The sequence below is a fragment of the Catellatospora vulcania genome, assembly GCF_009720385.1.
GTDB lineage: Bacteria > Actinomycetota > Actinomycetes > Mycobacteriales > Micromonosporaceae > Catellatospora > Catellatospora vulcania.
On record NZ_WARX01000001.1, the window covers coordinates 1,239,742 to 1,262,387 of the forward strand.

The window sequence follows — 22,646 nt, forward strand, 5'->3', positions numbered from 1 at the left end:
ACCTCTGCATGGTGGAGCAATCGGACGGTCACGAGGTTCGCCCATCCCGTCGGGTGAGGGTCAAGCCGTTCTGCTACGCGGTGAGCGGGCTACGCGACCGCTTCGCGTCGTAGAGGGCGTGGTCGGCGGCCCGGAAAGCGGCAAGGGCGTCGCCGTTGAGGTCGGCCCAGCCGATGGTGGCTCCGATCGGGTGCCGGGTGCGACCGTCGACCAGTCCTCGGCGGCGACGGCGGCACGGATGCGCTCGCCGATCTCGGCCGCCTCGGCCATGGTGGTGCGGGGCAGGACCGCCACGAACTCGTCGCCGCCGTGCCTGGCGACGAAGTCGCCGTGGCGCACCGTACGCGCCAGTACCCCGGCGAAACGCTGGAGCACGACGTCGCCGGTGTCGTGGCCGTGGGTGTCGTTGACCGACTTGAACCCGTCGAGGTCGAGGACCCCGACGGCGGCTGCCGTACGCCGGCGCGCGAGTGTTTCGGTGAACCGTTCCATCTTGCGGCGGTTGGGCAGCCCGGTCAGGGGATCGGTGGTGGCCTGGCAGGCGAAGTGCGCGGCGATGCGCCGCAGCCGGTCCTGGTCCAGCCGGGCGCTCATACCGCTGGCGAGCAGGCTGCGCAGCTGCTCCTCCTCGGCGGTGACGACGCGCAGCACGTCGCGTTCGACGGCGAGGGCTGCGGCATGGTCGCCGCGTTGGGACAGGGCGATCGAGCGCAGGCGTACGGGTTCGGCCAGGCCGACGGCGTCGATGGCCTCGGGGATGTCGTCGAGCTGTGCGATGGCTTTGTCGGGCTGCTGGTCGGCGATGGCGTCGCAGACGTCGGCGAGGGTGTTGACGTCGGCGAGGATCGGGTCGATGCCGTCGTCGTGGGGCAGGTCCAGGTCGAGGTGGTGGCCGAGGGCGGCGAGGCGTTTGACGGCGTAGCGCAGCAGGACCCGCTGGCTGACGGTGAGGTCGTCGGTGATGGGGCGGGTGTATGCGGCCAGCGCGGTGAGGTCGTTGACGCAGCCGGGGGTGTCGCCGCGCTGGTCGAGGTGGACGGCCGCACCCACGTAGGTGATCATGCGGGCGGTGCGGCCGGTGTCGTCGGATTCGGCGATGACACGGTCGGCGAGGCGGAGGGTGCCGGCGGAGCGGCCGGCGCAGTTCAGGTCGCGGAAGGTCACCCATTCGGCGGCGAGGTCGCGCTCCTTGGCCACGCGTTCGACTCTACTCAGGGCCCTGGAGGGTGACTGCTGATCGCACGGCTAACGGGTGACCTGAATAGGATTCCAGTCGTTAACGACCCTATTCTCCGTATATCTCCCGAAGCGCCCCAGGCGCACGAGATCGGAGGCGGGTAGATGGGCACTTCCCTGCGCTCGGCGTATTTCACCCTGGCCTGCGCGGCGTTCACCGTCGCGATGACAGTGCCCGCCCCCTCGGCGAAGGCCGCGCCGGTCGCGGCACACCGCACCCCGGCCGACACGGCGGCCCTGGCCGAACCCGACGGGCCGTGCCCGCCGCCGACCCGGTTCCGGCAGCGCGACTTCGGCGACTCCACCGACCTCGACAACGCCCACCAGCCGCTGCCCGCCGGCACCGAGATCACCCTGCAGGCAGTCGCCAACGACGGCGGCGAGCTGCTGCCGCACGTCGTCGTGCTCACCGCCACCGACCTGGTCAAGAACATCGACGGCGTATGGACGCGCGTGCTGTGGCAGCGCGACTGGCGCGACGGCGCCGCCGTCGAATCCGCGCTGGTATTGCATGCCCAGGACGACGACGGCAACGTCTGGCAGCTGGGGGAGTACCCCGAGCTGATCGAGAACGAGGTGCCCGACGGCGCACCCGACGCCTGGATCGCGGGCGTCGCGGGCGCCAGAGCCGGTGTGGTCGTGCCCGGCGACCCGGCGCGCGACGAGCCGCCGTACCTGCGTGCCGAGGCGCCCGCCATCGGGCTGCTGCAATGCGCGTTCGTCGTCGACACCTCCGCCGACGAGGTCTGCGCACCCGCCATCTGCTACGACGACGCACTCGTCGTCGAAGAGTTCAGCCCGCTGCTCGCCCCGCCGGTACGCCGCGCCTACGTGCCCGGCATCGGCCTGATCGCCGCAGCTCAGGCCAACTCCGACGGCGAGACCCTGTTCCTGTCCGGCAGACGCGGCCTCACCGTCGCCGAGCGGCTCGCCGCGGACTCGGAGGTCGTGCAGTTGGAGGGCCGGGCGTATGAGACCAGCGAGGTGTACGCGGACACGTCGCCGATGCGCTTTGACGCGGGCGACGACGACGCAGCCGCGGTACGCCGCCTGATGGCGGACCGGCTGGGTTATTGAGCCTCACTCCAGCAGCGGCGCCGCGCCCCGGGCGGCGCCGCTGCGCAGTTGTGCCCGCGCGGGTCGGCGGTCAGGCCGCCGCGAGTTGCGGGCTGCGGTCCTGGTGAACGTCGGCCGCAGTCCGGTCCGACACGCCTTTGACCAGCAGGTGTCCGACCATCCAGATCTCGCCGATGGTGGCGGGTATGACGAGTGCGGAGACCGCGGCGGTGGCGTCGGGCAGGGTCACGGCGACGACGAGGCTCAGCACGTAGCCGACGCCTCCGCCGAGCAGCAGCCAGCCCAGCGGGCGGGGCATGTAGCCGGAGCGCAGGGCCAGCCAGCCCATCGGCATCAGCCACAGGCCGAAGAACAGTGCGCCGAGGGTGAATGCTGCGCCGTTGAGGTCGTAGAGCAGTTGTGCCTGGCCGGCGGAGGTCGCGTCGGCGCGCAGGGCGACGTTGAGGGCGGTGGCCGAGAACATCGTGCCGACGAGGATCGTCACGGAGTTGACCAGGCCGAACAGTGCGAGTGATCCGGCGGCGACGGGGTCGGTGGGCCGGAACAGTCGCCAGAACCAGACGGCGGTGACGGCCTGGGTGCCGACCATGCCGAGGTCGGCGAGGATGCCGAGGCGGGCCAGGGGCTCGTGGGCGATCAGGTTCGCGGTGGTGGCGGTGGCGTCGTCGGGTACGTAGAGCTGCTGGCGGATGAGCAGGTAGCCGAGGAATCCGGTGAGGGCGAGGCCGAGGTAGGCCAGGCCGGTGATGCGGGCGGTGCGTTTCGTGCCGGTCATGGCGCTGCTCCAGGGGTGGGTGGGGTGGTGCAGGGCGCGTTTGTGCGGCGGGTCGCCGTGCCCGCTTGTCAAAAATGTTTGACACCTTGAAGGTAGGCGCAGGCGGACCCTGGAGTCAAATATTCTTTACACCGGCACGGGCCGCGTTGACATCTGGTGGGTCGTGTTGGAATCTGTCGACGTGCGATACCTGGAAACGATTTCTACGGGGTACGGAGCCACCGCACCCCGCGCCCACCTGGCCACCGACGCCCCGCACCTGAGCCTCAACGGCACCTGGCGCTTCCGGCTGTCACCGACCGCCGACGCCCCCGACGACTTCGCCGCCGCGGACTTCGACGACACCGGCTGGGACGAGATCGCCATCCCCTCGCACTGGACCCTGCAAGGCGGCCCCGACCACCCCTACGGCAAGCCGATCTACACCAACGTGCGCTACCCGATCCCCGTCGACCCGCCGTACGTGCCCACCGACAACCCCACCGGCGACCACCGCCTCACCTTCGACCTGCCCGACGGCTGGCCCTCTGGCGGCGACGCCCTGCTGCGCTTCGACGGCATCGACTCCTGCGGCCGGATCTGGCTCAACGGCGCCGAACTCGGCGTCACCTTCGGCAGCCGCCTGCCCAGCGAGTACACCGTCGGGCACCTGCTACGCCCGGCCGGCAACGTCCTGGCCGTGCGCGTGCACCAGTGGTCCGCGGGCACGTACGTCGAAGACCAGGACATGTGGTGGCTACCCGGCATCTTCCGCGACGTCACCCTGCTCGCCCGGCCCCACGGCGGCCTGGCCGACGTGCGCGTGCATGCCGGATACGACCACTTCACCGGCCTGGGGACCCTGCGCGTCGACACGGTCGCGGGTGCGACGCTGACGTGCCCTGAGCTCGGCCTGTCCGCAGTGCCCGCGGGCACGACATTCGAACTGCCGGTGACGCCGTGGACCGCGGAGACGCCGCACCTGTACCGGGTCGAGGTCGCCACCGGCGTCGAACGTGCCGTGGTGGCCGTCGGGTTCCGCACCGTCGCGGTCGAGGACGGCCTGTTCAAGGTCAACGGGCGGGCGGTGCTGTTCCGGGGCGTCAACCGGCACGAATTCGACCCCGACCACGGCCGGGTCGTCAGCGAAGAACTCATGCGCGCCGACCTGCTGCTCATGAAACAGCACAACATCAACGCGGTACGCACCAGCCACTACCCGCCGCACCCGCGCTTGCTCGACCTGTGCGACGAACTCGGCATGTGGGTCATCGACGAATGCGACCTGGAGACCCACGGGTTCGGCGAGAACGGCTGGCGGCGCAACCCCACCGCCGACCCCGCCTGGCGCGATCCGCTCGTCGACCGGGCGCAGCGCATGGTCGCCCGCGACCGCAACCACCCCTCGATCGTCATGTGGTCCCTGGGCAACGAAGCCGGCGTCGGCGACAACCTGCGCCACATGGCCGCCGCGATCCGGGCCCTCGACGACACCCGGCCCCTGCACTACGAAGGCGACCAGAGCTGCCGGCACACCGACGTATACAGCCGCATGTACGCCGACCACGGCGAAGTCGAACTCATCGGCCGCGGCGAAGAACCCGCGCTCGACGACCCCGCGCTCGACGCCCGCCGCCGCGCCATGCCGTTCATCCAGTGCGAGTACGGCCACGCCATGGGCAACGGACCCGGCGGCCTGCACGAATACCAGCAGCTGTTCGAGCGCTACGACCGGCTCCAGGGCGGATTCATCTGGGAATGGATCGACCACGGCATCCGCACCCACACCGACGACGGGCGTGAGTTCCACGCCTACGGCGGCGACTTCGGCGAAGCGCTGCACGACGGCAACTTCATCTGCGACGGCCTGGTGTTCCCCGACCGGACGCCGTCGCCGGGGCTGCTCGAATACAAGAAGGTCATCGAACCGGTCCGGATCACCGACGCGGGCTCCGGCGCGTTCACGATCGAGAACCGGCACGACTTCACCGACCTGTCCGGCCTGACCCTGCGCTGGACATATGAGATCGACGGCGTCGCACACGGCAGAGGCGATCTGCCCTGCCCGAAACTCGCGGCAGGCGGCTCCGAGGTCGTCGCGCTGCCCGCGCTGGACCTGCCCGGACAACCCGGCGAAGGCTGGTGGACGGTCAGCGCCGTGCTCGCGACGGACACCGCCTGGGCGGCGGCCGGACATGAGGTCGCCTGGGGCCAATGGCCGGACCCGCAGGCGGGGACGACATCCGCGGATCAGACGGTGACAGCCCGGCACACGACGGCGAAGCCTGCGCATCCGACGGTGACCGCGGAGCAGACGGCGACGCCGACCACGATCAACGGCCATGGCGCGACGGGCCTGGCCCTGGACAGCCTCGCGCCGGTCCCGACCTCGGCCGCCGGGGCGCCGGGCGGGCCGGCCGGGTTCGCCGCGCCCCGCGCCGCGCGATTCGACGAGCGCGGCAGGCTCGTCGAATTCGCCGGGATGAGGCTGGTCGCGCCACGGGTGGACCTGTGGCGGGCGCCGACCGACAACGACGCGCACACCCTGGCCGCGCAGTGGCGATGGGCCGGGCTGCACCGCGTACACGAAAGGGTCGTCGACCTGGCGGCCGACGCCGACGCGCTCACCGTGCGCACCCGCGTCGCCCCGGCGGCCGTCGACGCCGGACTACTGGTCACCTACCGGTGGAGCGAAGCCGGGGACACGCTGCGCCTGCAGCTCCACATCACCCCCGACGGCGTATGGACCGTCCCGCTGCCCCGCCTCGGGCTGCGGTTCGGCCTGCCCGCCACCCACGACCAGGTCACCTGGTTCGGGCGCGGCCCCGGCGAGGCCTACGCCGACACCCGGCTCGCCGCCCGCGTCGGCCGCTACACGACCACCGTCGACGCCATGCAGACCCCGTACGTGTACCCGCAGGAGAACGGCGCCCGGCTCGACGTGCGCTGGGCGACGATCACCGACACCTCGGGCGCGGGCGTACGCATCGAAACCGACCCGCTGTTCCAGCTCACCACCCGCCGGTGGACGTCCGAGCAGCTCGACGCCGCCCGCCACCTCACCGACCTGGTCCCCGGCGAACACGTATGGGTGAACGTCGACCTGGCCCAGCACGGCATCGGCAGCAACTCCTGCGGCCCCGGCGTGCTCGACCAGCACGCCCTGACCGCCCGCCCCGCGTCCCTGACGGTGCTGCTGCGTCCCTGCTGAGCCCACCCCGGCCGGGTGGCGTCGACACGCCGCCCGGCCGTACGCCGCACACCGCCCCGTCCGGTGCTCGCACACCGCCGACCCGGCACCGGACACGGCTACCGGACGGCGTCGACCGGCTGATCGACCGTCGCGCTCACGGGTGAAAATCGGCCACCGCACGCTGGTCAAACACCGGCGGGGTTCCATTGTGGAGAACCTCGCCGTCACGGCCGGTGTCCGTATGGCATACAGGATGGAATCATTCACCGCGATCAACGCCACCCGTCGCTGACCGCGGAGGACCCGTGCCCGACAACACGCCACCGGAACAGCCTCCCGCCACGACGAAAGTCGAGCAGGTCACGGCCGCCGAGATCCGTGCCCGGATCAAGGCGCTGGGCCAGGAGCACCAGTACCACGCGTTCATCTCCTACGCCCGCGACCCGGACCTCGGCGTGGCCCGTGCCCTGCGCGGGGCGCTGCACGGTACCGGCACGCGCTGGTGGCAACGCGGACGTCTGCGGGTGTTCCTCGACAGCGAGAACATCGCGACCGGCGCGGACCTGCCCGGACGGCTGCGGAACGCCCTCGACGGCTCCGCCCGCATGATCCTGCTCGCCAGCGAGGAGTCGGTCCGCCGGCCCTACGTCCAGCAGGAGATCGCGCACCTGCTGAAGACGCGCTCAGAGCACATCCTCATCGTGTACACCGGCGGCAAGGCCTCCGGCACCCAGGCCATCGCCACCCTCGTCGAGCATCTGCCCGAAGAGCTGCGCGGCAAGTTCAGCCGGCAGCGCCTTTGGGAGGAACTGCCCGCGAAGGCCCGACGACCGCTGCGCGGGCGCGCCGAGATCCGGCACATCGCCGCGAAGATCGCCGCCGGGATCCTCGACCTCGACCCCGCCGCACTGGGCCGCGTCGAAGCCCGCAGGCACCGCTGGCGTATGGCCACCGTCGCCGCAGGCTTCGTCCTCGCCCTGGTCGCCGGCACGATCCTCTGGAGGGTCTACACCGACTACCTCCTCGAACAGGAAAAGGCCGCAGCACAACTGCTCAGCACCGCCGCGCACGCCGCCCGCGCCGACGGCGACCCGACCTCCGCCGCACAGTTCGACGCCGCCGCATGGCTCACCCACGCCGACCCCACGATCGAAACCGACCTGATCAACGACCAGAACACGGCCCTGCAGACCCTCATCCCCGCCACCGGCGGCGCGTTCAGCCCCGACGGGCAACTGCTGACCGTCACCGGCCTGACGCACAAACCCCGGATCTGGAACGCCGCCGGGTCCATCCCCGCCGCCGACCTGGCCACCGACATCGACCTGCCCCGGTTCGTGAGCGGCACCCGCATCCTGCTCGGACGCGACCGCGCCAACGCCGGCACCATCCTGCGCTGGGACCTGGCCGACCCGCAGCACCCCAAAGACCTACCGCCGATCGACACCGGATACGGCAAAGTCACCGCCATGACGGCCGACCCCAGCGGCAAAACCCTCGCCGTCGGCGGCGACAAAGGCCAGCTCAGGCTATGGAGCCTCGACACCGTCACACCGTTGGCCGACGCGGTCCAAGCCCCCCGCAGCGACGCCGCCGTGGTCGCGCTCGCGTTCAGCGACGACGGGCGGCGGCTCGCCGCCGGCAGCGTCTCCGGCTCGGTCGACCTGTGGCGGCTCGAGGGCAGCCAGCCGGTGCACGACAGCAGACCCGTGCCCGTCGGCGGCTCCAGCGACTCCCGGTTCGCGTTCGGCCCCGACGCCGACAGCGTCATCATCCTCGACGGCCACAGCAACGCGTTCCGGTGGGTGCTGCGCAACGACCCCGACCTGATCCAGTACGCCGGCTCGCAGCACCTCAACCTCGGCGGCGCCTACACCGCCGCCCTGAGCCCCGACGGCGCGACCATGGCCACCATGGCCAACAACGGCACCCTGCAACTGTGGAACATGACCGTCCCGACCGACCCGCTGCCGCTCGGCCCGCCCCTCAAACCGATCCCGGCCCGATTCGTCGAAGAAGCCGCCTTCCCTGACCGGGCGACTCTGACGTTCAGCCCCGACGGACGCACCCTGCTCGCCGACATCGGCTCCCAACCCGCCCTGCTATGGCACCTGCCGACGACGTACTTCCCCGGCGCGGGCCTGATCAGCAGCGTCAAATCCGCCGGGATCGGCGACTACGTCGTATCCGTGCACGACGGCACGATGACCGGCGTCTGGACGATGACGACCCCACCCAAGACGACGACCCTGCGCAGCGACACCGGCGGCGCCGGAACCGCCGTCGCGACCAGCGCCGACGGCAAGGTCATCGCGGCCGGCCACGATGGGCTCGCCCCGACCGTGCAGATCCGCTACGGCGACGGATACACCAAGACCGCCACCGTGACCCTGCCCGGCGGTACCCAGATCCCCGTCACCGCGCTCGCCCTCAACAGCGACGGCACCACCCTGGCCGCAGCGACGGCCGCCAACCCGGCCGCCGTCTACCTCATCGACCTGAACGCACCCGCAGCCACCCTGAAACCCGCCCCGCTGAAATTCAAGAGCACCGCGAACGTCACCGCGATGAAGTTCACCCCCGACGGGCGGCGGCTCGCGATCAGCGGCAGCGAACTGGAGATCCGCGACCTCGCCGGCGGCAGCACGATCCTGACCGGCGGCGGCGGGGCGAGTTCGCTGGCGTTCACCGCCGACGGCGCCGGCCTGGCCGCGAGCTCAGGCGGCACCTCGGTGTCGCTGTGGAACGTCGACAGCCCGGAGCCGGTCGCGACCCTGCCGGAGACCCCGGCGATCAACGGGCCGCCGACGGCCCCGGCGGCGTTCAGCCCCGACGGGCGCACTCTGGCCACCGGCGCGAACGACGGCTTCGTCCGGCTGTGGAACGTCACCGACAGGTCCCAGCCCACACTCATCGGAAACCCGCTGGTCAGCAGCGTGTCGGTCACCGACCGGTACCTGACCTCGCGCCGGTACACCGCCGGTGTGCAGGCCGTGGGCTGGTCGGCTGACGGGCGGATGCTCGCCGCGGCGAACGTCGACGGGACGGTACGGATGTGGGACATGGACCCGCGCCGGGTCATCGACCGGATCTGCGAGGCGACCGGAGCGAACCTCACCGAGCAGATCTGGGAACGGTACGTGCCGACGCTGGACTACGACCCGCCGTGCACGCGCCCGGCCGGGGCCGCAGCGCCGGCCGAGGTCCCGGCGGAGAACCTGGCCTCGGTCGGGCCGGGCGGAGACGGCGGTGCATGCAAGGCCGAGCAGCTCAAGTTCGGGTACGGCAAGCGCACCGAGTCGCAGTGGGGGCACCAGTTCACGGTCGCGCTGGAGATCACCAACACGTCGGATGGGGCGTGCGGGCTGTTCGGGGACCCCGATGTCACGCTCAACGGTCCCGACCATCGGCAGTACGGGCCGGTGTACCGGCCGCGGGGGGACTCGCACGGGGCCAACGAGGTGATGCTCGCAGCGGGCGCTCGGGCCCGGGTCGATCTGACGTATCTGGTCGCGGATGTCGGTGAAGACGGCGCCTGGCAGCCGGACAAGGTGAAGCTGACGCTGCCCGGGGGTGGTGGGATCCTCGAGCTGCCGTGGCCCGCGGGCACGCCGGTCGTGCGGCAGGACGCGGCGAGTACGCCGGGGACGTTCGTGGGGACGTTCCTGCTCGACTCGTGACGTGTTCGCTCCTGCCCTGGGGCCCGGTGGGCTTCAGGGCAGGAGCGTCTTGATCTGGTCGGGCAGGTCGGGGGCGTCCAGGCGGTTGTCGACGGTCAGGTGGGGGACCGGCGGTTCGATGCCTGCGCGGATGGTTGTGAGGTAGGTGTCGAAGGCGGCCAGCTTCTGGCCGTCGCGGGCCAGGGCGCGGGTGGTCAGGCGGGCGTGCAGGGTGGCGGCGTCGGTGCGGATCCAGACCAGGTGTACGGGGTCGCCGCCGAGCTCGGTCACCCATGCAGCCCAGCGGTCTGGATCATGGATTTGGCCGGTGAACGGGGCGTCCAGGAGGACCGGGCAGCCGTGGGAGCGGATCAGGCGGGCCGCGGCGGTCATACCGGCGTACTCGTGGATCTTGATGTGCTCGTCGTACCAGGGGCCCTCGCGCTCGCCGTGGGGGCGGCCGGCGGCCTGGAGGGTGGCGGCAACGAAGCCGCCGTAGAGGACGTCCTTGTCGAGCAGGGCGGGGACCGGGGTGAGGGCTGCCAGGAGTAGGCGGGAGACGGTGCTCTTGCCGGCTCCTGGAGGGCCGGCGACGACCCATACGGCTGCGTTCACGGTGGGCAGACTACCGGCGGCGGTAACCCGATGTGCGTGATCAACGGGGAGCGTGTATCGTTGTGGCTCGTGCGGCTGACGCCGGACACCAGCGGAGATGTGCCTCCGGAGGTGGCCCGGGGTAGGTCGGACACCACCGGTCCGGGTGGCGGAATGGCAGACGCGCTAGCTTGAGGTGCTAGTGCCCGTATAGGGCGTGGGGGTTCAAGTCCCCCCTCGGACACCAACTAAATCCCAACGGTGTTCGCCAAGATCGATCATGGCGAACACCGTTGGTGTTTCTGTGGGGTGAGCTTGAGCCTAAGGCTCCGGTAGAGGTCGAGCTTGTGTTCGGGTTCGGCCAAAGCAGCATCGGCCCGCAGATGAAGCGCCCCAGCCTCAGCAGTCGGTCTCGCGAGTCAGGACCGGGCGAGGTGGTCGCGGCGGTTCTCGGCGCGCCGGGGACTATCGGTGACCTATTTGTCTGACGCGGTCTGTCACGCGGCTGGCTGGCTCCCGGCAGCACCCGTCTCCGGGCCGGGGGATCCGGCTGCCTGCACCCGCCTGTTGCGCGACAGGCTGACCAGGAACGCGATCAGGGCGCAGGCGGCGCAGAGCGCGCCCAGCGGGACAGTGATGATAAAGATCATGCCGGCCAGCGGGTCGGTCGACCGGTGCAGATAAAGCAGCGAGTAGTGCGACAGCGCGCCGATCACGCCCATGGCGGTCAGCAGGGCCGAACGCGGCCACCGGAAGCAGGCGGCGCACGCCAGCAGCACCAGCCCGTACAGGACCAGGTCCAGCGCCAGTGTGCTGTAGAGCGATTCCCTGCCGGGGATATCGCCCGGCGCCCACCGGATGGACAGCGTGCCGACCACCATTGCCGCCGCGAAGAGAAGCGGCGGAACCGCCCAGGTGAGAATGGTGTTAAGGGGTCCGAACCGCGCAGTCGTCTCTCTCATCGGGCGAGTATGGGTCCTGCTGCAGCCGCTCGCATCACCCGAAATCGGCGAGCTCGTGCAGCGAGGATGGACGAATCGGTCTTTACGCCGGATGCAGGTAGCTACAGTGTCGTGTCAGCGCTCAAGTAGCTTCGCACCGAAGGCCTGTTTCCGCTCACGACGTTCCGGGTTGACGTCATAGATGTCCCCAGGGGGACGGCAGCGCCATCGCATGCGGGGCCGTAGCGAAGACCTTGCCGCGCCGGCCGTCGGCCAGCTTGTCCTCGATTTCTGCAGAGGTGAGCCTGCGGACGGCGGTCGAGCATGGCAGGTGAGGATCGTTCTCGTCGCTGCCGACTGCAGCGGGCAGGGCAACAGGGCTGCGGAGTCGTCCGAGTCTCCTGACGTTACGGATCGTTACGTGGTGCTCAGTTTCCCAAGGATGCAGTGAGCGAAGTTTGATCTTCAATGTCGTCATTGTAGGGATTGGCTTCTGGGGGCACACGCAAAGTCAGATACGTGACATGCTGCCTGCCGCGGCGATGACAGAGCCGTTTCGCTATACCTACTAGCTAGCCCGAAAGGCACCTCTCATGCGCATCAAGCGCCGATATCGCCGTGGTCGCGGTGTCCACTGGACACTGGCGGCCGCAGTGATGCTTGCGGCCACAGGTCTGAACATCCCGGCCGCCTCGGCTGTGGAGCCGACCGTCGCGGACACGCTCAAATCTGCTTTTAACACCTACGGCGACACGAGTGGCAAGTGGGCCGGTGGTGACGGCACCGTGTCCGTGCCGCTGCCCGATGGTCGGATCGCGTGGTTGTTCGCGGACACGTTCGTGGGGGCAGTGAACGCAGATCATTCGCTGTCCTCTACCGCGACGATGGTGAACAACGCGATCGTGGTTCAGGACGGCACCCAGTTGACAACCCTTACCGGGGGTACGCCACAGGCGCCTGCGTCTGTCGTCGCGACGGGTGTAGCGGATGAGTTCTACTGGGTCGGTGACGCCGTCGTCGACGGATCCGACTTGAAGGTGATCTACAACCGGTTCCGGCGTACGGGCACCGGCACGCTTGACTTCGCATTTCTCAATAGCGCGCTGGCGACGTTCTCGCTGCCGTCGTTGTCCCTGACCGGCGTGGACGCGTTGCCGTTCGGCGACAGGGTGGCGTGGGGCTCCACGCTCCTCAACGACGGTGGCTACACCTATGTCTACGGCACGGAGACGCCCAGACTCGGCGGGTTGAAGTTCGCGCACGTGGCCAGAGTCCCTGTCGGTGGCCTGGATGGCATCTGGCAGTTCTGGAACGGCACGTCGTGGACCAGCGATTCCGCGTCCTCGGTACGCCTGCTCAGCGGGATCGGCACCAGTTTCGGGATACAGGTCGTAGACGGGCAGTACGTTCTGGTCACCGCGGAATCGAACATTGCCTTCAACTCGCAGGTCGTCGCATACACGGCGGCGTCTCCGACGGGACCGTTCTCCGGGCCGGTTGATCTCTTCACCGCGCCCGAACCGGCTGCCGGAAACGGCAAGCCGATCAACATCTACAACGCCCAGCTTCACCCCGAGCAGGCGGCGGAAGGCAAGCTGCTGGTCTCCTACGACGTCAACAGTTTGGATCCAGCCGACGTCAGGGCCGACATCCGCATCTATCGTCCCAGGTTCGCGGAGGTGACCTGGCCGCTGCCCGTACCTGATCCCGCCTCGTTGCCCCTGGCACCGACCGCTCTGGTCGCGACGCCCGACTCGTCGGGCATCGTGCGCCTCACCTGGCAGGCGCCTGCAGGCCTGACCTTCAACGTGTACCAGCGGGATGTCACCTCGGGCCAGACTCACTTCGTCCGAGCGTCGACCGTGTCGCAAAACTCCGTGGACGTGGGCTTCCTCAGAACGGAGCGCACCTACGAGTTCCGGGTCACTGCGGTCAATGCCAGCGGCGAGGGGCCGGTGTCGAACGTGGCAGACGCTGTGATTGTGATCGGGCCGCCCGCCGCACCGACAGGAGTGACTGCGGTCGCCGATACCACGGGAAAGATCACCGTCTCGTGGAATGCGGTGCCCTACGCGTGGAACTACGACGTCTACCGGCGGGATGTGACGGCAGGCGACACCGAGCCGAGCGTGATCAACGGTGGGCTGGCCCAGGGCACGACGTTCACCACCAACGACTGGCAGCAACACCAGCACGTGTATGAGTTCACGGTGGTGGCGAAACACGGTGGCGGCGAGTCGCCCAAGTCGGCATCGACGACGGCAACCGCATTCTATGCTCCTCCGGCTGTGGTGACAGGTCTGACGGCGACGCCGAATGCCGATGGGACCATCGCGTTGGCGTGGACGGCTCCTGCCGCCGATCTTTGGTACAACATCTATCAGCGTGATGTGACCGCAGGTGAGTCCGGGTTCAACAAATTGCCGCTGCCGGTGACGTCCGGGTCGTCGACGACGGCCGGTTTCCTGGCCCACGATCACCAGTACGAGTTCAAGGTGGCGGCGACCAACGCCGGCGGTGAGGGCCCCCTGTCGACCGTCACCGCCGCGACGGCGCGGTATCCGGCGCCGGTGGCTCCGGCAGGAGTGACCGCTACGGTCGGTGACGGCCAGGTGCAGTTGACGTGGACCAGTGCCGACCCGAACGCGTGGTTCAACATCTATCAGCGTGATGTGACCGCAGGTGAGTCCGGGTTCACCAAGCTGCCGCTGCCGGTGACGTCGTGTTGCACGTTCAGCGGTTCGACATTGTCCAACGGGCACACCTACGAGTGGAAGGTGACCGCGACGAACGCGGCCGGCGAGTCGGCTGCTTCCAACGTGGTCAGCGGCGTGCCGCAAGCGCCGTTGCCGGGTACGGTGTCGGGGCTCGCGGTGGTTTCCAACGGCGATGGCAGCATCACACTGTCGTGGACTCCACCTGCCGGGGCGCAGGGGGCGTTCAACGTCTACCAGCGGGCTGTCACCGCGGGAGAGACCTCGTTCACCAAGCTGGGGCTGCCGGTGACCGTGTGTTGCTCGACCACCATGGGCCTCGGCTTCTTGACGCACAACCACGTATACGAGTACAAGATGGCCGCCGTCAATGGGGCCGGTGAAGGGCCGCTGTCGGCAGTGGCGTCCGTGACGGTGCGCTACAACCCGCCGGTCGCGCCCGCGAACCTGCGTGGCAAGACTGCGGGAGACGGCACCATCACGTTGGATTGGGATGGGCCTTCGGGTGCCTCCTTCTGGATCTACCAGCGGGATGTAACCATCGCGCAGTCGTGGCAGAAGCTGCCGTTCCCGGTCATGTCATGCTGCACGATGACCGCGGGATTCCTGGCCCACGGGCACGTCTATGAGTTCAAGGTTGTCCCCGAGAATTATGGGGGTCTGGGACCGGCATCGAACACCATCCAGGTGACTGCCTACGGTGGGCTGCCGCAACCACCGAGCAACCTGACCGCCACCACTGGTGACCGGCAGGTCACGCTGCGGTGGTCAGCGAGCCCGACGTCCAACGTGCAGTACTGGATCTACCAGCGCGACGTGACTATTTCGCAGTCGTGGCAGAAGCTGGCGACCCCGATCACCTCATGCTGCACGTTCAACGGCGCTCTGTTGACCAACGGGCACAACTATGAATGGAAGATCACCGCCTCGAACGCAGCCGGCGACAGCGCGGCATCCAACATCGTCAGTGGCAAGCCGATGCCGCCGCTGCCGCAGCCGCCGAGCGGCCTGACTGCCACCACCGGCGACGGCCGGGTGACCCTGCAGTGGACGGCGAGCCCGTCACCGAACGTGCAGTACTGGGTCTATCAGCGGGATGTGACCGTCGGGCAGTCATGGCAGAAGTTGCCGTTGCCGGTCATCTCGTGCTGCACGTTCAACGGTGGGCTGCTGACCAACGGGCACACCTACGAATGGAAACTCGCCGCGAACAACATGTCTGGTGACAGCGGGTTCTCCAACACTGTCAGCGGCAAGCCGATGCCGCCACTCCCGCAGGCGCCAAGCGGCCTGACGGCTACGGTCGGCGACGGCAAGGTCACCTTGAAATGGACGTCCAGTCCGACGTCGAGCGTCGAGTACTGGGTGTATCAGCGGGACGCGACGACCGGACAGTCGTGGCAGAAGCTGCCCATATCGGTCGGCTGCTGCACCTTCAACGGTGGAATTCTGATCAACGGGCACACCTACGAATGGAAGATCGCCGCCGGCAATCTCTCCGGCTCCAGCTACTCCAACACGGTCAGCGGCAAGCCGATGCCACCGGTGCCGAAGGCGCCGACCAATCTAACGGCGTCAACAGGGCTTGCCGACGACATAAGGGATTCGTGGTTGCTGCTGGAGTGGACTCCGAGCACTACAAAGGACGTGTGGTACACGGTCTATTACAAGGACGTCACGACCGCGGTCCAGTACCCCTGGAAAGAGCTATGGGTTACGAAACCGAACTACCTGACCACGACCGCCCTCTTCGGCGGTCACACCTACGACTTCAAGGTTTCGGCGCAGAACATCACCGCTGAGACGGACTCTGCGGTGGTCCGCAAAACCGTCATGCGATCAAGTCTCGATGAATACGAGCGCTTCACGCAGCCGTCGACCACCAGTTACTACGCATGGCTCGAAGAGAAGCAAGATAAGGACGGGGATCAGCAGAATTCATCTCAGTTGGGGGATCCCTACGGGTTCGACTGGAGCGACAACAAGTGCTCCTCACCCATCACCAGCTTCTTCGAGCACATCTTCGTGATGGCTTGCGTTCGGCATGATTTCGGCTATCGCAATCACGCCGCCGTCACCTTCAACAGTAGAGTCTGGATTGACGGTGTCATGGAGTACGACGGTTTGAGAAAGTGCGATGAATACACGGGTTACTTCTGGCCCTACGACCGAGAGGGTTGTCGAGAACACGTGATTACATATGTAAATATGGTGCGCCTTTTCGGGTCTGCCCATTGGTGAGTCGCGAAAGAGCGATCTCGGCTGTCTGAGCAATTCTGTGAGAGGAACCCCTTGAGCGAGCCGATTGTGAACCACTCGGCTCGCTCAAGCGGGTCGCATCTGCTGCGGATGGGCTTCTTCGGATTGCAGCGCCTGCTCGTAGGCAGGTTCGATGGTCCAGCTGGTGCCGTTGGTCGTGATCACGAGCCCATCGTGGCGGAGGTGACCGGCGAGATCTTCGGGAGTCGAACCCCCACGACCCGGCCTGCTTCGCAACCCGGCGAGTTTGCTGACGGCATGGGTCTTCGGGGATGTATAGGTTCTTGGGTCGCGTGACGTCCACACTGCGGGCGTGCTGTGGTCGTAGCGGCACAGGGAGTTCGGTCATGCCCTGATCCATGGTGTACGAGGTCGCGCCGCCACGGAGTTCGTGACGGCGCGACCTCGTATCAGATGGTGCTCGTCTACCTCAGGCGGCCGTTCTTGCCGATGCGGACATCGTCACCGTCCAGTCGGCCGACGGCGGCCAGTGACTTGCCGCTGTTGGCCTTGACCCCGGCGTTGGTCGGCGGTGTGCCGCCCAGTCTGATGATCATGGCATCGGTGTCGCGGACGAGTACCGCCCGGACTTCGGTCTCGGGCACCAGCGAGGTGTTCAACGCGAGCGCGCGGAACTCCTTGAGCTGGTTGATGGCTTTGGCGTCGTTGCCGTTGGCCTCGGATTGGCGGGCCGCTGTCAGCTTGGAAGTCAACTTTTTGTGTGCGTTGGCTGACAGCCGGCTGGTCGCCTTGAATCGGTCCAGCAGGTTCTGCATGTCCCGGAACGAGGTTGTCACGTAGAACCGCACTGTGGAGACCGTCTTGTTGCCGGCTTTGTCTGTGGCGGTGACCGTCAACTCGTGCAGGCCGAGCCGCAGTTCGTACATGGCCTGCAGGGTGCCGGTCGTGTACGACGCGCCGTTGAGCGTCCCGACGACCGACGCGATGCCAGAGGTCGGATCGGCGGCCTGGAAGGTGACCCGGACGTCTTGGCTGTCGCCGTAGAGCTGGCCGTCGGCCAATCCTGCCACGATGACGGTCGGCTGGTTGCTGTCGACCTTCAGGATGGCTGACTTCAGCGTCTCCACGTTGCCTGCCCCGTCGGTGGCCCGGTAGAGCAGCTCGTGCTGGCCGTCGCCGCTGACGTTGACGGGCTCGGTGTAGGGCGTCCACGGCCCGCCGTCCAGTGACCACTCCAGTTTGGCCACGCCGGCACCGGCGTCGGTGGCGGCGAGCACCACCGGCACCTGCCCGGCGTGCCAGCCGTCGTCGTTGGCCGGTGCGAACGTCGCTGTGGTGATCGGCGCCGTGGTGTCGACCTTCACCTCGATGGTCTTGGCCGGCTCGACGTTGCCTGCGGTGTCGGCGGAGCGGTAGCGCAGCTGGTGCGTTCCTGTCCCGCTGATCAGCACCGGCTCGGTGTAGGCGGTCCACGTCGTGGCGTCGTCGAGCTGGTACTGGGTGCTCGTGACGCCGCTGCCGGCTGCTTCGTCGGCGGCGGTCAGGGTGACCGTCGGCGACTCGGTGTACCAGCCGGCGGTGGCCGCGCCGGTTACCGCTGCCGTGGTGACCGGCGCTGTGGTGTCGCCGGCGCCTGGCGTGGTCATCCGGAAGTAGTCGAAGCTTGCCGGTTTCGACGCCGTCTGGTTGGCGCCGAGCGTGAACAGCCCGACTTTGGGAGTGTCACCTACGGCCGTGTTGGTCAACGGCTCCAGCGCCGTCCAGGTGGTGCCGTCGGCCGAGTAGGAAGCGGTGTAGGCGCTGCCTACCCGAGCCAGTCGCAGGTGCCATACCGCGTCGGTGAGGTTGGTGATTCCGGGTTGCGGGTTCTGCACCACACTGGCGATCTCGCTGCGGAACTCGATCCGCCGGCTGACCGGCGAGCCGGCCGTGTTGTCGACGATGTAGTCCAGCTTCAGGTAGTTGTCGTCGTCGAGGTAGACCAGCAGGCCTGCCTGCTGGTACTGCTCGTTGAGCTGGCTGCCGTCGACCTTCGTCTGCAGCGTCCAGTCACCGGACGGCGCGTTCTGCAGGATGAAGTTGGTGGGCCCGGTGTTGCTGGCTGTGTAGATGTCGCCGTTGGGCACATCGATCTCCAGCTTGCCGCCGGCGACCCGGTACTTGCCGGCGTCCTCGCGGACTACCGCGTTCCACTTGCACCGGTCCAGGGTCGACCCGTCGAACTCGTCGGACGGGTCGATCGGCCCGGCCGGGGCGTCCGGGGTGAGCTGGAACCAGTCGAACGCCGCGTCGACGACCGGTGCGGTGGTGCCGCCGTTGAGGGCGAACATGCCCACCTTCGGGTTGACGATGCCGGCCAGCGCGGCCGACTGCCCGACCGGCGCGAACGTCACGCCGTCAGCTGACCAGGCCGCCGTCAGATTCACCCCGTCACTGATCAACCGCAGGTAGGCCGTGCTGCCGAGCTCTGCCGGGGCGCTGACCGCGTCGGCGGCGCCGTTGCGCGGCATCCCGGCGGTCTCCCGGATGAACTCGAACTTCCTGGAGCCTGCGTAGAGCAGGTCGAGCTTGGCGTAGTTGTCGTCGTCGCCGTACACGATCAGGCCGGCCTGCTGGTAGTCGGCCGCCACGGCGACGGACACCTTGGTGGTCGCCTGCCAGGCGCCGTCCGGCGCCGGCTGCAGGATCAGGTTGGTCGCGTCGTTGCGGGCGCCGTAGAGGTCGCCGACCGCGGTGGGCAACCGCAACGTGCCACCGGTCACCGAGTAGAGCTGGTTCTCCCGGACCACCGTCGACCAGCGGCCCTTGTCCAGTGCCGTGCCGTCGAAGTTGTCCGACCGGGCGCCCAGGCAGGCGTTGTTCGGCGCTTCGACCCTGACGACCACATTGGCGTACGACTTCGCGCCGCGCGCATCGGACACGGTCAGCGTCGCCGTGAACGTGCCGGGGGTGGCGTAGTTGTGCGTGGCGTTGGCTGTGCCGGCTGTGGCGCCGTCTCCGAACTCCCACAGGTAGGTCAGCGGGTTGTGGCCCTCGGCGTCGGTCGCCGAGCCGGTGAAGGTGACCAGCACCGGCGCGGTGCCGGTGGTGGGCGTCGCCGACGCGGTGACCACCGGCGGCGCGTTGTCGGTCACGCCGCGTCCCAGGAAGTCGACCCAGTTGACGTTGAACAACGAACCCGTGCCGGTGTCGCCTGCCGGGTTCTTCGCTACCAGGAAAAGCGGCCCGGTCACCGTGCTCGGGCTGCTCAGCGTCGCCGTGACATCGGTGAAGGTCTGCCAGCCGCCGGTGCCCGGCACTGTCGCGGTGGCCAGCACCGGCCCGTCGGCGGCGCCGACCCGTACCTCGATGCGTCCACCGGCGGTGTTCGACGCCGCCCGGAACCGCAGTGCGTCGATACCGGTCAGGTTTACCGGGGCGTAGGACCAGAAGTCGCCGTCCTCGATGAAGCCGATGTTCTGGAAGCCGCCGGCGGTGTCTGTCGTCGTTTCCAGTTGCACGCCCGGGTCGCCGCCGCCGACGCCGTCCGGGGCCCGTCCGGTGGCGGTGAAGTATTCGGCCTGCTTGCGCTTGGGCTGCAGCTGTTCGATCGCTCTGCCGGTCAACGCGTGGGAGCCGCCGACTCCGCCGGCGTCGGTGTAGGTGGCCTCGAACACGGCGAACACGTTGGCGTCGGCGCCGTGACCGGAGGCCAGCGACGTCTGCACGGTGCCGGCGCACCCGGTGTACGACTGCAGGGGGTGGGCGTGCTGGTCGTGACCCAGGTAGTACTGCAGCCTCACCCGCGAGCAGTCGATCGTCCCGTCTTCGGGGTCGGTCACCGCGACGGTGTATTTGACCTGGTCACCCCATTCGAAGAAGCCGCCGTCCGGCGGGAACGAGATCGTGACGGTGGGCGCGGTGTTGCCGACCGTGACCGTCACGTTCGCGACAGCCGTGCGGTTGGCGGTGTTGGTGACCGTCAGTTGCGCCGTGTAGTTGCCGGCAGCCGGGTAGGTGTGCGACGGGTTGGCCACGGTGGAGGTGCCACCGTCACCGAACGTCCACGCGTAGCTCAGCGTCCCGCCGTTCGGGTCACGCGACCCGGCGCTGGAGAACTGCACCGAAAGCGGCGCCGGTCCGGAGTCCGGCGTGCCGGTCGCCACCGCGATCGGGGCCCGCTCACCTGCTATGTAGTCGATGCGGTAGATCCCGGAGTCGCCGTTGTTGCCACCGAATCCGGTACCCCACTCGATCAGGTAGAGCGCGCCGTCCGGACCGAACTCGAAGTCCATCGGCCGCAGGAAGGTCATGCCGGCCAGCATGTTGTTGATGTCGACCAGCGACTTGCCGTCGGCGGCGACCTGGAACGCGTACATCTTGTTCTGGTTCCACTCGCCGAACATCGCCTTGCCGTCGTAGTACGCCGGCCACTTGCGCTCGGAGACGAGGTCGGGGTCGTAGCGGTAGACCGGCCCGGCCATCGGCGCGCCGCCGCCACCGAGCTCCGGGAACAGCGCGTTGCCGCTGTAGTCGTAGTCGACGGTGGCGCTGACCGCGGGCGGCAGGTTGGTCAGGCCCGTGTTGTTGGGCGAGTTGTTGACCGGTGCCGCGCAGTCGAACTTTGCGCCGGCCGGACCGCTGGGGAAGGTGTAGTCGTTGTAGGCGTAGTTAGCGCCGTGGCAGTACGGCCAGCCGTAGTTGCCGGGCTGCACGATGTTCCATTCGACTGTTCCTTCCGGGCCGCGGTTCGGGTTCGTCGCGCTCGCGTCGGGGCCGTAATCGGCCACGTACAGCGTGTTCGTCTTCGCGTCGATGCCGATCCGGAACGGATTGCGGAAGCCCATCGCGAAAATCTCCGGCCGGGTCGACGCCGTTCCCTGCGGGAAGAGGTTCCCACTCGGGATGGTGTACGTACCGTCCGCCTCCGGGTGGATGCGCAGCACCTTGCCGCGCAGGTCGTTGGTGTTGCCGGCGGTGCGCTGGGCGTCATAGTTCTGGCGCCCGGCCCGCTCGTCGATCGGGTTGAACCCGTCGGACTCGAACGGGTTGGTGTTGTCGCCGGTGGCCAGGTACAGGTTACCGGCGCTGTCGAACACCATCGAACCGCCGGCGTGGCAGCAGGTGGCGCGCTGCGTCGTCACCTCCAGCACGACCTTCTCGCTGGCCAGGTCGATGCTGTCGCCGCTGACCGTGAACCGGGAGATCCGGTTGCGCGTCATGCCGTCGTTGGGTGCCCAGTACAGGTAGACCCAGTTGGTGGTGGCGAAGTTCGGGTCCAGCCGGATACCGATCAGGCCGTCCTCGTTGCCGGTGAAGACATCCAGGTCGACCGCGGTCACCGTGGTGCCGGTGGCGGGCTTGATGATCTGCACCCGGCCGTCACGCTCGAGGTAGAAGACCCGGCCGTCCGGCGCGATGTCCAGCTCCATCGGATTCTGCGTGTTGCTGTCCAGCGTCACCTTCTCGTACCCGCTGGTCAGCGACGCGCTGCAGTCGGAGTCGAGCGCGCCGGCCGCCGTCTGGATACCGCCGAGCAGATGAGCCAGGAATGAAGGCTCGGTATACGACGCGATGGTGTGACCGATACCGGTGTACCAGGACCGGCCACCGTCATAATCCTGGCACCATGCGATCGGGTGGTCGGCGCCCATCGCACCGGTGCCCGGGGAGTAGGACCGCTCGTCCAGACTGGCCAGCACATGCACCTTGCTGCGCGGGTTCGTCTGGTAGTTGTACCACTCGTCGACCCGCGACCACTGCGCCGGCAAGGAGGCCGTGGACGGGTGCGCTGGGTCCTCGACCTTGATGGTCGCCTGCTGGTTGGCCGGGTGCGCCGAGAAGTAGGCGCCCACCAGGCTGCCGTACCACGCCCAGCCGTATTCGGTGTCCGATGCCGAATGCACGCCGGCAAAACCGCCACCGGCACGGATGTAGCGCTCGAAGGCCCCCTGCTGGGCGGCGTCGAGCACGTCACCGGTGGTCGACAGCCAGATCACCGCCGCGTACTGCGCGAGATTGGCGTCGGTGAACGCGCCGGCGTCCTCCGTCGCGGCGACCGTGAACCCGTTGTCGACGCCGAGCTGCTGGATCGCTGCGATGCCGGCGGGAATGGAATCATGCCGGAACCCGGCGGTCTTCGAGAAGACCAGCACCGAGAACGGAGCAAGCGCCGCGTTGGCCTGATGGGTGGTTGCCGGCGCGGCCTGCGCGGGCGACTGCCCGACGGCAAGCGCGATCACGGTCATGGCGAGCGCGAGCACCGAACCGAGCAGAGAT

The 22,646-nt window shown here is 68.3% G+C and carries 10 protein-coding genes and 1 tRNA gene; 5 read left to right on the forward strand and 6 right to left on the reverse strand.

All coding sequences use genetic code 11. The features are described from left to right. Window positions 1-60: 60 nt before the first annotated feature. On the reverse strand, window positions 61-1,197 hold the full coding sequence (locus F6W97_RS24895) for a GGDEF domain-containing protein (RefSeq protein WP_155372807.1): 1,137 nt from the start codon (window positions 1,195-1,197) through the stop codon (window positions 61-63). A gap of 144 nt (window positions 1,198-1,341) precedes the next feature. Between F6W97_RS24895 and F6W97_RS24900 the strand changes: the two genes are divergently transcribed. Further along, entirely contained in the window at window positions 1,342-2,313 is a 972-nt protein-coding gene (locus F6W97_RS24900; RefSeq protein WP_155372808.1) for a hypothetical protein, read from the forward strand. A gap of 70 nt (window positions 2,314-2,383) precedes the next feature. On the opposite strand, the gene F6W97_RS24905 is transcribed toward F6W97_RS24900, so the two are convergent. Further along, window positions 2,384-3,160: a DUF4386 domain-containing protein gene (locus tag F6W97_RS24905; RefSeq protein ID WP_230686936.1), complete on the reverse strand. Its 777-nt coding sequence runs from the start codon at window positions 3,158-3,160 to the stop codon at window positions 2,384-2,386. A gap of 109 nt (window positions 3,161-3,269) precedes the next feature. Between F6W97_RS24905 and F6W97_RS24910 the strand changes: the two genes are divergently transcribed. Beyond that, entirely contained in the window at window positions 3,270-6,278 is a 3,009-nt protein-coding gene (locus F6W97_RS24910; protein WP_230686937.1) for a glycoside hydrolase family 2 TIM barrel-domain containing protein, read from the forward strand. 287 nt (window positions 6,279-6,565) lie between these two features. Further along, a complete protein-coding gene (locus F6W97_RS24915; RefSeq protein WP_196279296.1) occupies window positions 6,566-9,940 on the forward strand; it encodes a DUF4232 domain-containing protein in 3,375 nt (1,124 codons plus the stop codon). A gap of 33 nt (window positions 9,941-9,973) precedes the next feature. On the opposite strand, the gene F6W97_RS24920 is transcribed toward F6W97_RS24915, so the two are convergent. After that, on the reverse strand, window positions 9,974-10,534 hold the full coding sequence (locus F6W97_RS24920) for a P-loop nucleotide/nucleoside kinase family protein (protein ID WP_155372810.1): 561 nt from the start codon (window positions 10,532-10,534) through the stop codon (window positions 9,974-9,976). A 139-nt stretch (window positions 10,535-10,673) separates the two neighbouring features. Here F6W97_RS24920 and F6W97_RS24925 point away from each other — a divergent pair. Next, window positions 10,674-10,760 (forward strand) — tRNA-Leu (locus F6W97_RS24925). 250 nt (window positions 10,761-11,010) lie between these two features. Here the strand turns inward: F6W97_RS24925 and F6W97_RS24930 are convergent. Next, window positions 11,011-11,475 (reverse strand): hypothetical protein, encoded by a 465-nt coding sequence (locus F6W97_RS24930; RefSeq protein ID WP_155372811.1) that lies wholly within the window; start codon window positions 11,473-11,475, stop codon window positions 11,011-11,013. 175 nt (window positions 11,476-11,650) lie between these two features. After that, window positions 11,651-11,923 carry a hypothetical protein gene (locus F6W97_RS24935; RefSeq protein WP_155372812.1) on the reverse strand — a complete coding sequence of 91 codons (273 nt, stop codon included), beginning with the start codon at window positions 11,921-11,923 and terminating at the stop codon, window positions 11,651-11,653. A 124-nt stretch (window positions 11,924-12,047) separates the two neighbouring features. On the opposite strand from F6W97_RS24935, the gene F6W97_RS24940 reads away from it, so the two are divergent. Next, window positions 12,048-16,409, forward strand: a complete 4,362-nt coding sequence (locus F6W97_RS24940) for a phospholipase A2 (protein WP_155372813.1) — start codon at window positions 12,048-12,050, stop codon at window positions 16,407-16,409. Window positions 16,410-16,852: 443 nt separating this feature from the next. Here F6W97_RS24940 and F6W97_RS24945 read toward each other — a convergent pair whose 3' ends face one another. Beyond that, window positions 16,853-22,630 carry a ThuA domain-containing protein gene (locus F6W97_RS24945; protein ID WP_230686938.1) on the reverse strand — a complete coding sequence of 1,926 codons (5,778 nt, stop codon included), beginning with the start codon at window positions 22,628-22,630 and terminating at the stop codon, window positions 16,853-16,855. Window positions 22,631-22,646: the final 16 nt, after the last annotated feature.